General features: G+C 55.5%; 13 protein-coding genes and 1 pseudogene. 6 read left to right on the plus strand and 8 right to left on the minus strand.

Translation table 11 applies throughout. The features are described from left to right. On the minus strand, positions 1–558 hold a 558-nt coding region (locus tag OS189_RS18120), incomplete at its 3' end, for a hypothetical protein (RefSeq protein WP_267168749.1). A gap of 169 nt (positions 559–727) precedes the next feature. After that, positions 728–1213: a hypothetical protein gene (locus tag OS189_RS18125; RefSeq protein ID WP_267168750.1), complete on the minus strand. Its 486-nt coding sequence runs from the start codon at positions 1211–1213 to the stop codon at positions 728–730. A gap of 1101 nt (positions 1214–2314) precedes the next feature. On the opposite strand from OS189_RS18125, the gene OS189_RS18130 reads away from it, so the two are divergent. Further along, the gene (locus tag OS189_RS18130; protein ID WP_267168751.1) at positions 2315–3157 is read left to right on the plus strand and encodes a replication initiation protein; all 843 of its coding nucleotides are present in this window, start codon (positions 2315–2317) and stop codon (positions 3155–3157) included. Between the two features lie 405 nt (positions 3158–3562). Here the strand turns inward: OS189_RS18130 and OS189_RS18135 are convergent, their stop codons facing one another. Both OS189_RS18135 and OS189_RS18140 read right to left on the minus strand, forming a co-directional pair. Next, on the minus strand, positions 3563–4018 hold the full coding sequence (locus tag OS189_RS18135; protein ID WP_267168752.1) for a hypothetical protein: 456 nt from the start codon (positions 4016–4018) through the stop codon (positions 3563–3565). Continuing rightward, positions 3930–4445 carry a hypothetical protein gene (locus tag OS189_RS18140; protein ID WP_267168753.1) on the minus strand — a complete coding sequence of 172 codons (516 nt, stop codon included), beginning with the start codon at positions 4443–4445 and terminating at the stop codon, positions 3930–3932. The genes OS189_RS18135 and OS189_RS18140 overlap by 89 nt, the downstream gene beginning before the upstream one ends. Positions 4446–4639: 194 nt before the next feature. On the opposite strand from OS189_RS18140, the gene OS189_RS18145 reads away from it, so the two are divergent. Both OS189_RS18145 and OS189_RS18150 read left to right on the plus strand, forming a co-directional pair. After that, positions 4640–5635: a polysaccharide pyruvyl transferase family protein gene (locus tag OS189_RS18145; protein ID WP_267168754.1), complete on the plus strand. Its 996-nt coding sequence runs from the start codon at positions 4640–4642 to the stop codon at positions 5633–5635. Positions 5636–5664: 29 nt separating this feature from the next. Continuing rightward, positions 5665–7395, plus strand: a complete 1731-nt coding sequence (locus tag OS189_RS18150; protein WP_267168755.1) for an ABC transporter ATP-binding protein — start codon at positions 5665–5667, stop codon at positions 7393–7395. A 32-nt stretch (positions 7396–7427) separates the two neighbouring features. On the opposite strand, the gene OS189_RS18155 is transcribed toward OS189_RS18150, so the two are convergent. From OS189_RS18155 to OS189_RS18165, 3 genes are all read right to left on the minus strand, one after another. Then, positions 7428–8096: a sulfotransferase family 2 domain-containing protein gene (locus OS189_RS18155; protein WP_267168756.1), complete on the minus strand. Its 669-nt coding sequence runs from the start codon at positions 8094–8096 to the stop codon at positions 7428–7430. Further along, positions 8093–9211, minus strand: a complete 1119-nt coding sequence (locus tag OS189_RS18160; protein WP_267168757.1) for an acyltransferase family protein — start codon at positions 9209–9211, stop codon at positions 8093–8095. Before OS189_RS18160 ends, OS189_RS18155 begins: the two co-directional genes overlap by 4 nt. A gap of 455 nt (positions 9212–9666) precedes the next feature. Further along, complete coding sequence (locus tag OS189_RS18165; protein ID WP_267168758.1) at positions 9667–10350, minus strand: recombinase family protein; 684 nt, start codon at positions 10348–10350, stop codon at positions 9667–9669. Between the two features lie 158 nt (positions 10351–10508). Between OS189_RS18165 and OS189_RS18170 the strand changes: the two genes are divergently transcribed. Genes OS189_RS18170 through OS189_RS18180 form a run of 3 tightly spaced genes read left to right on the plus strand, consistent with a single transcriptional unit; the run spans position 10509 to position 11731 of the window. After that, positions 10509–11123, plus strand: a complete 615-nt coding sequence (locus tag OS189_RS18170) for an AAA family ATPase (protein WP_267168759.1) — start codon at positions 10509–10511, stop codon at positions 11121–11123. Further along, positions 11116–11373: a CopG family transcriptional regulator gene (locus OS189_RS18175; protein ID WP_267168760.1), complete on the plus strand. Its 258-nt coding sequence runs from the start codon at positions 11116–11118 to the stop codon at positions 11371–11373. The genes OS189_RS18170 and OS189_RS18175 overlap by 8 nt, the downstream gene beginning before the upstream one ends. Before the next feature lie 31 nt (positions 11374–11404). Then, positions 11405–11731 (plus strand): type IIL restriction-modification enzyme MmeI, encoded by a 327-nt coding sequence (locus OS189_RS18180; protein WP_267168761.1) that lies wholly within the window; start codon positions 11405–11407, stop codon positions 11729–11731. A gap of 185 nt (positions 11732–11916) precedes the next feature. Here the strand turns inward: OS189_RS18180 and OS189_RS18185 are convergent. Further along, positions 11917–12183, minus strand: a pseudogene (locus tag OS189_RS18185) (hypothetical protein); the annotation flags it as partial.

Raw genomic sequence — 12183 nt, forward strand, 5'->3', positions numbered from 1 at the left:
TACAAAACGGTCATGTTTCCAGCGTAAGCGATCAAAGGTGGCTTGATGCATCCCCTTGGGCCTGTTCCAAGGTTCCGCGCCATTAAGTATTCCAGCTTCCCAGCCCATTTTGTCGCGGATACGGTCTGCCCGTCGTGCTGCACGATCCCCCGGCTTTTCACGCTGAGAAGGATAGGCCAGCCGATAGCAATGGCGGCACGCAAAGATTGCCCCGCCGTAGAGCACCGCAACCCGCCGACCGCATCCACGGGCAGGGCAGAGGAACCAATGCCGCTCACCGCCCATGTGGCAGGGCGTGGTATCGAGATGGACTGGATAGCTTTCATCCTGCCATTCCCCGCCTCGATCCCGCTGGCGATAGTCTAGGATCACGCGACCAGATTCAGACCTGACATTGATCGAGCCGGTAACTTCGCTACCACGGGACCACGTAATGCGACGGCTTACCCCTGAGGACAAAAGCCCCTCACGCTTCAGCCACCGAACGTCAATCGAGCGATAGTCTTCTGTTGTGTCTGCCCCGAACTGCCAGTGCCGTCCGCTACCTATTCCGCCCATGCCTCACCTCAGAATTTTGTCGAAATCATTTGGGAACTTGCCCGTTTAATCGGATACTGCCTTTGCGGTTTGAATAGCTTGATTGTTTTTCAATGATGCAGCGGCCCCTGAGAGGCGATGGGACGGCCGCTGAGAGGCGTCTTACCTTTTTTCGCCCCCACTACAAGCCTCACGACCTAACGCCCCTTAAATCGGCGTTCTGACGGCATTTCATGGCCTGTTTTAACGGGCGGGCAATATCGAACCGCTTTTTGAGGGCGGCTGTGCCTGTAATCTGGCCTTGTGTTGCATCGTACCTGGCAGACCTTTCCCGACCACCAAAGGCGCGACCTCTGACAGGCTTGCGGGTGTTTGGAATGAGGTTGCCACGGGAAAGACGCTCAGAGGGTTCGCCTTTCCCAAGATAGGCAGCGAGATAATAGCCAGATCGTTTTGGATGGATGTCTTTGGCAAGATGCCATGATCGCCAAACGCTACAAGCAAACTCGCCTTCTGTTTTGCCTTGAGCACTGGTGCGCGGTTGATGGTCTAAGGGTTCACCAAGAAGATCGGCAATGTATGACGCGATGGCTTTGCGTTTGCCGTGCGGTAGGTGGAATGCGATGTGCCAATGCTCTCCCAGCTCTGATGTTGTTTCCCTTACCCAAAGGTACATAAAGCCGCCTCTGCACCGCGCTCCAATCCATTTTCTCAGCAGCTCGACCAGGTAAGCAATTCGTTCTACGGGGGATTGGGCAAAGAGCGGGTTTGCGTTGTCATGATGATAAAGCGATGACCACCGTACGCTGAGAAGCGTGTTAATCGAGAACCCCGATACTGAAGCGCACCTAACAGCATCGATGAACATTGCCTGTGATCCGAGAGGCAAACCCTCTGTCTGTTTCTCAGGTGGCCTGATCCGTCTAGCAATCTCGCTTATAACCGCGCCCAGCGGACGGGCTTCGGCTGCGGGGCTGGATACCGCCCCTTGCCCGTCCCTGTTCGCTTGCGTGCTGTCCTGTGTTCCTCTGTGGGAACCATACGGTATATGTAACGCGCGAGCCTTATATATAGGGGGCTTCCGTAACTCGGCTGTTTCGCCAATTTCTGAGAAGCCTGAAGCGTCAGATTGAATAATCAATTTCTTAGCCCTTGTACGCCCACCATTCCTCCCATGTCGGTGGGTTTTGTTGTTGTCAGTGGGTAGTGAGCTTGGCTGCGCCACCCGTCTCGTTTTCAGCAAGCCACGTTTCAGCGGCTTCCTTTCGGATGCGTTGAATGCCCCCGATGTTGACGATTGGTGGCGTTGAGCCTTTGCGCTTCAGCTTGTGCCAAGTGGATCGACTAATACCTACGGTTTGGCAGAAGTCAGCGACGGTAAGAAGGTGTGGCATGTCCATATCTTGTTATCCATGTATGAGCAGATACGAGAGATTGTACCGTCTCGTTCTTTGCAGCTCAAGGAACAAAGATCGAACATGGGCATTTTTATGCGATTACGTAATTCCGCAAGCGTAAATTTTTCTTCTTCTTCTTTTTCTTCTAGAATCTTCTTACTTCAGGGGCTGTAAGGTACTGACTCAAATACATTAATCTACCTAACTCTTAGGAATCGGGTGGGGACGGATTAGTTTTGGGGCGGTTATCGATTAGTTTTGGGGCGGTTATCGATTAGGAATCGGGCGGTTTGTGGTGAACTGAATGCCGCACACAACACCTTGCCTCTAACATGCGTTTAATCTTAGTTTTCAAAGAATCGCTAGCTAAGGGAAACACATTGTCAGAACTGAGCCGCCCCAAAACTAATAATACACGGACGCTCGACATCTCCCCAAACATGGGCGAGATGGTGAAGCCTGCCGAGCTGATCGAGGTGAAGGGCGCGGCAAAGCTGACACTGGCAGACCGGCGGTTGTTCAACGTCCTGTTACGCCATGCCTTTGGGCCTGATCTGGCGTTGGAAGGCAGGCGTTTTGAAATTGCCGTTGCCGACCTAAGAGAAACGCATGAAAGCAACGACCGGCTTGTACAGTCGATTGAAGCCCTCATGACTACCGTAGTGACGATCCAGCGCCCGGACGGATCAACAGACCGCGTGCAGCTTCTGGGCTGGAATAATCTGTCAGACCCCAAGCGACCGCGCGGCAACCTCAAATACTCGATCCCGCCTGAACTGGCGTTGTTACTCAAGGACTCGACCGTCTTTGCAAAGTTGGAAATGGAAGTGTTGCGTGCCTTCACCTCGAAATATGCTCTGGCCCTCTATGAAGCCGTCGCCCGCCGCGTGCGGCTCAAGCACATCTTCACTGAACGGTTTGCCCTAGAGGATTTTCGTGAACTTTTGGGCGTGGAAGTCGATAAGCTGACGACTTTTGGCAACCTTAACCAATACGCGATCAAGCCTGCCATCATGGAAGTGAACGCCCTATCAGACTTCACCGTCACGGTGGTGCCTGAAAAAACGGGGCGGCGTGTCACTGGCGTCATTATCGGTTGGGGCGCGAAGGACATAGAAGGACGCAAAGCCGCCTATGCTGAGTTGCAGCGCCCCCGCGTGGGCCGTAAAGCGCGGATCACTGGCACTGTAGATGACATGTTGCCGCCAGAGGTGATTGAGTAAGACAAAAACCTATAAAATTTTCTGGTTTTACCGTAAGGTTTTGGATGTAGCGACTTTCTCTATTCTTTGCACCGGTGACAGAAACTATCGATGTTGGTGAAAAACTCCGGTCTTGATCGCGGCTCAATCGGCTGCTTCACTTGCCATACGGGTAGATCGGTCAGCACCCGATTTATGCAACAGACCCGTTATGGACGAGAAACGCAATGGTCGCCGCGCCGGCGCGGTAAGACGCATGTTGCGAGATGCCTGCTTTTAACAAGTGCTTCCGCCAGACTGCCTTGTGTTGTGAGAAGACTGTCAGCTCGTTTAAAACCTTCGTCGACTTCGCTTGTGCGACAGCATGAAACGGATAAAAGCAGACGCCGCATGACGCCTTTAAGAATTCACAGCATCCCAGTCGTGCTAATGGGAATCCGAATCTTTCATTAAAAGTGCGTCGGCAAAATCAATGACCGTGACATTACGGAAATTCGACATAGTCTTACCTACCGTGGAACGAAAGTGTCGGATCGTGACCGGTTCTTTCTCTGCTAGATGCCCGATTATCGCTTCTGCAGGCGAATTCAGGGTCATGGCGTTCGGCAGGTCCACGTCCTGTTCTCGAGGGTGACGGATGGCGACGTCGCACTTGGCAGCCTCATCCAGAATTGATGTACGCATTTCGTCAGATAGTTTCAAATCGCGCATGCAGGGCAGGACGAAGAACGAGGATGAACCATCAGGTAACTGGTTTAGAACTTCTTGCGACAAAAGCGCTGCCCAATCGATCTCAATCTGCCGTGCCTTGTCGGAAAAAATGTTCAGTTCCGAATCGAACGCCGTGTAATGGACTTCGGTACGCCGATGCGCGTTGGCCACAATGCCTTGCGGGAACAGTAGTCCTTTTGAACCTGGATTGGTTTTTCATCCGTCGGAACGGGCTGTCGGCGCTGACATTGTAGCCGCCTTCGTCGAAGGTAATGCAGCGCAGGGCTGGAAGCAGCCGGAATACCATCATGACCTGTAGCACGGATATCGCGGCGGTCATGACCGTGCGGTCTCTGATCAGCTGACGCAATGCAAGGCGAAGAAGCCTGCGTTGAAAGGTCAGCGGCTTTATCGTCCGGTCAATAAACTTAACTGAGGCCGCGCGCCTCATCAGTTCTGCAAAGGCGACATCGGTCACAAGGGTCGTCAAAGGTCCACTTGTGAAGATGACAAGGTGAAATGTCTCGATGTCCCGAACCCGGATGATCGAAAGCGCCATGATCGCCTGGTATCGGGTCCCCACGAGAATAAGTGGCATCAGGTTGCCTCGCTCTAGGCGAACAATCGGAACGGCCACATCCTGAATGTCCTATATGAAAAATTCAGGCGATCATCGCGGCCTGCCGTGTGTTCAATTGTGATCCTAAACACATTCTGTTCTAAGTTCATGGAAGTTTTATTTCAAGAAGTTAGGTTTGCGTGCATATGTCCCCGAATGGTCTGACAGCGGTGTTGCTCAACGACACACGTAACGATCGTCATCACGGTTGCAGCATCGTTGTGGACCACATCAAGAGATTGGCCGCCGAACAGGGGATCAGCATAACGCGCACGGTTCCTGCGCGGGTGGATTGGCGGGCGAGCGCCGGGCTGCGCGATGCAGTCGCCTCCGCCGATCTGGTCGTGGTGAATGGCGAGGGGACAATACATCACAACGCCGAGGCAGCGGAACCGTTGCTCGCCGTGGCAACGGAAGCGAAGGCGCGTGGGAAAACAGTCTGTCTGATCAATACCACGTGGCATGAAAACGGTACCGCGTTTCAGGACCTGGCACGTCAATTCGATATCGTTTCAGTCAGGGAAAGCAGCAGCGCGGCCGAACTCCGGCAAGCCGGGATCGAAAGCCGCGTGATACCGGACCTTTCCCTGCTCACGGAGTTTGCGAGGCCCGTGGCACCTGTCGGCATCGCCTATACCGATTGCGTTATACCCGGAACCGCAGCGGACCTTGCGCGGGCCATGTGGCCCCTGAAAGCGTGGCCTTTGAGCATCCTTTACGGACGGCGCTCCCTGCGCGATGCGCGTCGTGCTTTTGGTCGTGCGAAACGGTGGGACAGCGATAGACCGGTCGATATCATCTCAAAGGTGCGGATCACCTTTGGCGACCTTCGTGGGCAGTGTGATGACGCCGAAACGTTCCTCAGCCGCCTTGCCGGATTTCGGGTCGTGGTCACTGGCCGGTTTCATGTGATGATGCTATGCATGGCTTTGCGGGTGCCGTTCCTGGTAGTTGCCAGCAACACGCACAAGAACTTGTCCACGCTGCGCGATTCGGGGCTTGGTATCTGGCGGCACGTTGAGGTCTCGGACATCGACGCCGCTCTCGTCGAACGCGCGCAGCACTGGGAAGCCTCGGAAACCGAGGCATTGAATGACTACGTTGCTTCCGCGCGCAACGCGGCAGACAAGCTGTTCCGCGACATTGCCCTGCAAACTGCGTCGTCCTAAAGAAGACCGACCTACAAGGCGAAGCATTCATGAAAGACCTCTCTTCAAGCCAGGACCCAACCGCAAAGATCTGGTCCGCTCTGACTTTGGAGCGAAAACGACAGTTCTATTGGCTTGCGGTTCTCATGGTTCTCGGGGCCGTTGCGGAATTCATGACGCTTGGTGCGCTGGTCCCGTTCATAAGCGTCATGACCGATCCCCACACCGCATTGGCCGGGTCGCGCTACGCGTTTGTTCTGGCCCCTGCTGATTTTCTCGGCTTCGAAAGCATCCGGCTGTACCTGACAGTCCTTTTCTGCACCATCGTGCTGATTGCGGCGATCGTGCGGATCGGTCTGCTTTGGGCGACAGCGCGCTATAGTATGCTGATCGGTCAGGATTTCAGCATGAGGCTTTTTTCTAACATCGTTCTGCGCCCCTATACCTATCATCTTGGCGTCACCAGCAGCGACATGCTGGCCGCAGGCCAGAAGGTTCAGGCAATTGTCGTCAACGTCATACTGCCCCTGCTGCGCGCAATCAGCGCTGTCATCACCGCGGGGTTCGTTCTTGGCGCGCTGCTTTTCGTTTCAACCACCGTGACAGTGTGCCTGATCGTGCTGGTGGGAGGCTTTTATCTGGTAATTTGGCTGATTCTGCAGCCGATGCTGCGCAACAACAGTATTCACATCGCGCGAGATCAGACGCAGCGTATCCGCATGGTTCAGGAAGGGATCGGCGGCATACGGGATATCATCGTCAACGGATTGGGACGACAATATTACGGCCGGTTCGAAAAGATCGAATTCAACCTGCGCATACGCCTGGCCTACAACGTCTTCTTTCAACAGGCGCCGCGTTACCTGATCGAGATGGTGGTGATTGTCGCGCTCTCCGTTGCCGCCTTCATGATGACGTCCCAGGCACAGGAAATCACCGGGATGCTTCCGCTCCTTGGCACATTCGCCCTCGGTACGCTCCGGCTTTTCCCGATCATACAGACGATCTACCGGGCACAGGCCCAGATCGCCGGTTCGTCCGGCTCCGTTAACGATGTATTGGAGTTTTCCAAGCTCGCCGGATTGCAGAGCCTGGATCACAAAACGGATCCGATCCCCTTCAACGAAACGACTTCATTCGAAAAGGCCGGGTACAGCTATCCCGATAACGAAACGCCGGCGTTACACGGCATCGACATCACTATCGAAAAAGGTACGTTCATAGCCGTGACGGGCAAGACCGGGAGCGGGAAAAGCACGCTGGTCGATCTCTTGATGGGGCTTCTCAGCCCCACCGAGGGTGAAATCCGCGTCGATGGTAAACCGCTGACAGAAGCTGATCTGCCGGGCTGGCAGCGCAACATCGCCCACGTCCCGCAAAGCGTGTTTCTGGTCGAGGCCAGTATCGCCGAGAACATCTCGCTGGGATCAGAGTCGGGCAACGTTGATCCCGACAGGCTTCAGAAAGCCATAAGAATGGCGGAACTGACCGACGTCATCGACCAGCTGCCCGATGGGGCCCAGACACAGGTGGGTGAGCGCGGCAGTAATTTCAGCGGCGGTCAACGACAGCGCATCGGCATTGCCCGCGCGCTATACCTCAATCGCCCGCTGCTGGTTCTCGACGAGGCGACCAGTGCCTTGGACACGGGCACAGAACAGGCGGTTCTTCGGAATATCCGCGAGGATGCGAGCCTGACGGTGGTATCGATCACGCACAGACCGGAAACGCTCAGCATTGCCGACCGTGTGATCAAGGTTGAGGGGGGGCGGGTCGCCTGACGCAAGGCTGATCCATCGGCGCGACCAACGCTTCAATATCCGAAACGCTCCATATCGTCCGCATAAAGCGTCTCGAGTTTCCTGCGGCTTTGCGCGGTTATAGGGTCGGGCGCTACGTCTGAACTGCGGCGCATCCGCTTGATCCGGCCCAGCAGCTTCCGCATGTTCCAGGACTTGCCGTCCTTCCCCGCTTCTGAACCGGCCGATGCGTTGAGGTGCTGAAGTTCGAGGTCCGTATCGAGCATCTCGCAAAGTGCTGAAAAATCCTGCTCCAGTTGCTCGAACCGACCGATCCAAGGGTGAACGCCGCGCACGAAATCCACCTGTGGTCGAAGCGCGCGGATCGCCGTGCTCCAGTCCGGCCGATCTGCGGCGACGTCGGAAAATCGGTTTATTGATCTGGGAACCTGAGGATAAACATGGCGGTGGGTGGTGACCAGATACCGGTGCAGGGATACAAATCTGTCGACCGGGTGGCGCAGGAAACACACGAACCGGTAGCTCTTGATGTCCTCAAGGTTCGCGCTGCTGCCCGTTCTTTCGTCGAAGTGTGCAAAAAACTCCATCGGTGTTTCATGTTTGGTCTGCGCCACGGCTTCGGTGTTCCGTCCATCCAGTGCCGCGAGCGCATTTCTCACGCTGGTTCCTGCAGTCTTCGGGATATGCACGAAAACGAAACGGTACTTGTCGTTCAGGATCATTTCCGCGGCCCGACCATATCGCGCGAAGCGGCTCCCGGATTTCGCATTCGGTCCGCGAGCGCCTGAATGCGCGTACCGACATGCGCCTCAAGCAACGCGAGGGGCTTTCCGATACACCGGTCTGCGATGGCACGAAAGAAAGAGGCCGTTGGCTTCTCCCAGGCGTAGACCACGACGACGCTCGCAGCGATCATGACAACAATGAGGACGAGCGTCAGGATCAGCTTGTTTTCCTCGGTCCCGAGATAGGACAGGACGATGTAGCCGATGTAGGCATGAAGCAGATAAAGAGGGTAGGTCGCCAGACCGAGCGACCGGGCGAAGGGCAGCTTGAGCCGATTGATCTCGGACAGTGTCGCGCCCAGGAACAGCGCGATGAAGACACCGCTGGACACCCCGATCACCCATGCCGAGTAGGGGGTACCCCGGCGCGCCGTCAGTCCATCGGCTGCCATGCAGACTTCGTACAATGCCAGGGCAGCGGCGGCGAACAGCACCAGATACCGCCAGCGGATGCCGGGCTCTCGGGTAATCAGGAAGATGGTACAGCCGGCGAGAAACCAGGCGTAATGGGTCCCGATCAACGGCAGCCCAGTGAGCCCCAGCGCCTTTGCCGCAACAATGCCCAGAAGCCAGGGCAAGAGGATGTTGGATAGGGGGATGCGCAGGAAAATCGTGCAGGCGATCATGCTATAGAAGGTGATCTCGTAGGTCAGTGTCCAGTAAACACCGTCGATGTTCGCGTGGCCAAATATCTGCGGCATGACTGTCAGGTTCGCGAGGTACTGGGAAAGCGAAACGGCGAAATCGGGATCCTGAGAAAGAATGCGAATGGTTGCCGTGATCGTCATGCAAAGAAAGAATGCTGGCCACAAGCGCAGAAACCTGGAGACGACGAACGGGCCGGTTGAGCGCTTCTGCATGGAAAGAGCGATTACAAAACCGCTGATCAGAAAGAAAAAATTCACTCCAAGATATCCGTACTTGGCGATTTCGCCAAATACGGGATATGCGCCATAGGACGCTATTTTTCCATTCGCGACCCCGTTGAAGAAATAATGGAAAAAGACGACACAAAGTGCGGAAAAGAAACGGGCATAATCCAGCCAGTCCATGTGGTCCGCGGCTGGCAGGACGGTACCTAGCCGATTTAGGGAAGCGGCACGATCAACATTGACCATAAAAAGGACCCTTCGAATGATGTCTCTAACTATTGCTATAGTTTAAGCGGCTCTATCACACAAATCTTGTCAGAGTGGCATCTCGAATAGATGAGCAGATCCCCCGACCCATAAGACTAGGAACTGGCTGATCTACGAAAATGCGCTGGAGCGTAGTGGCTCACTCACGAGCTGGTTCGCCCTCAGCTTAGTTGGGATACCACGCCGACCGGCAGACGCAGTTGGGACGCGGGTCCGCCTGCTCAATCCTTAAACGATATTGGAGACGATCCGCTACCAAACATTATCATGAGGTGAGCACACGACTTCAGAGAAAGCCATAACCCCGGATAGACGTACCGCCCACCCGCTTGACAAAGCGGCAATCAGTGAGCCGTTTTCCAACGGCGTCAGGTAGCCCGCGCCTTGGCCTTGTCTTGCGCCGCTAAAATGTTCCGAACTGTGGTCGCGTACCATTTCCCACCCCGAGCCGTTTTGATCCCGCCTGCGTTCAGTTTCGCAGCGATCTGGCGAAGGGATGCGCCTCCTGCCCGGATCTGTTCGATCACCGGCAACACATTCTCTGCATGGGCAAACGCCTGTGCCTTGTTTGTCGCTGCGCCCTTATTCGCCGCCTGACGCTGCTCAGAAGCTCGTTCGGGGATCGACCAGCCCAGCTTAGTCCCGCGCGCTTTTGCCGCCGCCAGCGCCGCTTTGGTACGCTCTGAGATTGCGCGCCCCTCTTGCTCCGCAACTGCAGCCATAATGTGCAGCACGAAACGGTTTGCTTCTGGCATATCCGCCGCCGTAACCTCGACCCCGCTTTCCAAATGGTTTGCGATGAATGCCACATTGCGGGCGAGGCGATCCAGCTTGGCTATGAGCAACACGGCCCCTGCCCGCTTCGCCTCTGCCAGCGCACGCGCCAATTCCGGGCGATCTGCACGCTTACCGCTTTCGACCTCGACAAACTCGGACACAACCTCGCCCCGACCAAGCACATGAGCCGCTACCGCCGCACTTTGCGCTTCCAAGCCCAAACCGCTCTGGCCCTGACGTTCGGTTGAGACGCGAAGGTAAGTGACGAACTTCATGGCGCGGCCTATCTATCCTAGGGGTAATCTTAGGGTGTATAAAAACCCTACGACCGTTGTGTCTTTATACAGATGTATGCATTTACGTAATTATGTAAGTGCGCGTGTGTGAAATTATGCGTTTGCGCTTTTGCATAAGTCAGTTAGTTTCCGGCATTATGGAAACGATACTCATAGCCGCTCAAAAAGGCGGGGCTGGCAAAACAACGCTGGCCCGCAATCTTTCCGTTGCCGCCTCACAAGACGGCCTCAGGGTGCTTTGCCTTGATCTGGACCCGCAAGGCTCGCTCAGGGCGTGGTGGGAAAGCAGGGACGCTGACACACCGGCCATGCTGGACCGTGACCCTGCCCCCCATGCGCTCAAAGCAACACTGGACGCGGCTAAGGCGCAATTCGACCTCTGCATAATCGACACGCCGCCAGCGGCCCCCGAATGGCTCACTGAGGCGCTTGGCGCAGCTGACCTTGTGTTGATCCCCGTTCGCCCTTCACCTGACGACCTACGGGCTGTAGGGGCCACCATCGCCGCCGTGAATGATGCCGGTGTTCCGTTCGCCTTCGCATTGTCTCAAACGCCACGTGCGCGGATCACAGAGGAAGCGGCCCGCGTCCTGGCGCAGCATGGGCGTGTTGCCCCGGTAAATATCGCTCAGCGTGTGTCCTATGCCGAAACTGGCGCAACCGGACAGGGCGTATCTGAGACAACCGATAACAAAGCGGGGGCAGAGATTGCCGCAGTTTGGGATTACGTGAAGGGGATACTCAATGGCTAAGAAGCCCGTGGCCCTCGATGGCCTGCTGAACACCACAATCCGCCCGACCGATACCGGCATACCGCAGCGCGGGGCAGGGCAAACACCTCAGGACAAGAAGCCAAAGCGGATGGGCGAAAAACGCCTGACGCTGGCGCTTGATGGCGACACCTACAAACGCCTTAGAATGCACGCTGCTGAAACCGACCTGACGCACCAAGCCATTTTAGAAGTCGCACTTGCGGAATACCTCAAGCGCGCAAATGCGTAACTGCGATTTTACGTAAATAAGGAATTTATCTGTGCGCCTGAGTTTCAACGAAATCCGCGCCCGTGCTGCCAGCTTTGCACAAACCTATGCAGATGCCACCTATGAGAAGGGTGAAACACAAACCTTCTACAATGACTTCTTTGCAATATTCGGAGTCGAGCGGCGATCTGTTGCCCGTTACGAAGAACACGTTCGCAAGCTGAATAACCGATCCGGCTTCATTGATCTGTTCTGGCCCCGTGTCCTTCTGGTGGAACAGAAATCAGCGGGCCGTGACTTAGCCAAGGCGTCACCCAAAACAACGCCCGCCTTTTCCTTCATAACGGAAAACCCAAGCCGCCCTGACCCGCATTTATAGGGGCGGCTTAGGTGCCTGATCGACCCGGACAAAAGTCGCAGACAAGTGGCATATCCTGCCAATGTCTTATCTTCGCATTGAAACCAATTAAGCCTAAGAAAACCACTGATTTTTCGAGCTGACTGGTATGCGAACAAAGACCCCCTATTTCCTGCCAACTTCGCACGCCTCTAAATCAGCCTATTTTAGAAACGGTGTTTGTCTTCTAGATCAAACCCGAACTGCTCAGCAAAGCCAGCCAAAGCACGACTTACAAAACGGTCATGTTTCCAGCGTAAGCGATCAAAGGTGGCTTGATGCATCCCCTTGGGCCTGTTCCAAGGTTCCGCGCCATTAAGTATTCCAGCTTCCCAGCCCATTTTGTCGCGGATACGGTCTGCCCGTCGTGCTGCACGATCCCCCGGCTTTTCACGCTGAGAAGGATAGGCCAGCCGATAGCAATGGCGGCACGC

The sequence above is a fragment of the Sulfitobacter sp. F26169L genome, from assembly GCF_026410285.1.
In the GTDB taxonomy this organism is placed as follows: Bacteria; Pseudomonadota; Alphaproteobacteria; order Rhodobacterales; family Rhodobacteraceae; genus Sulfitobacter.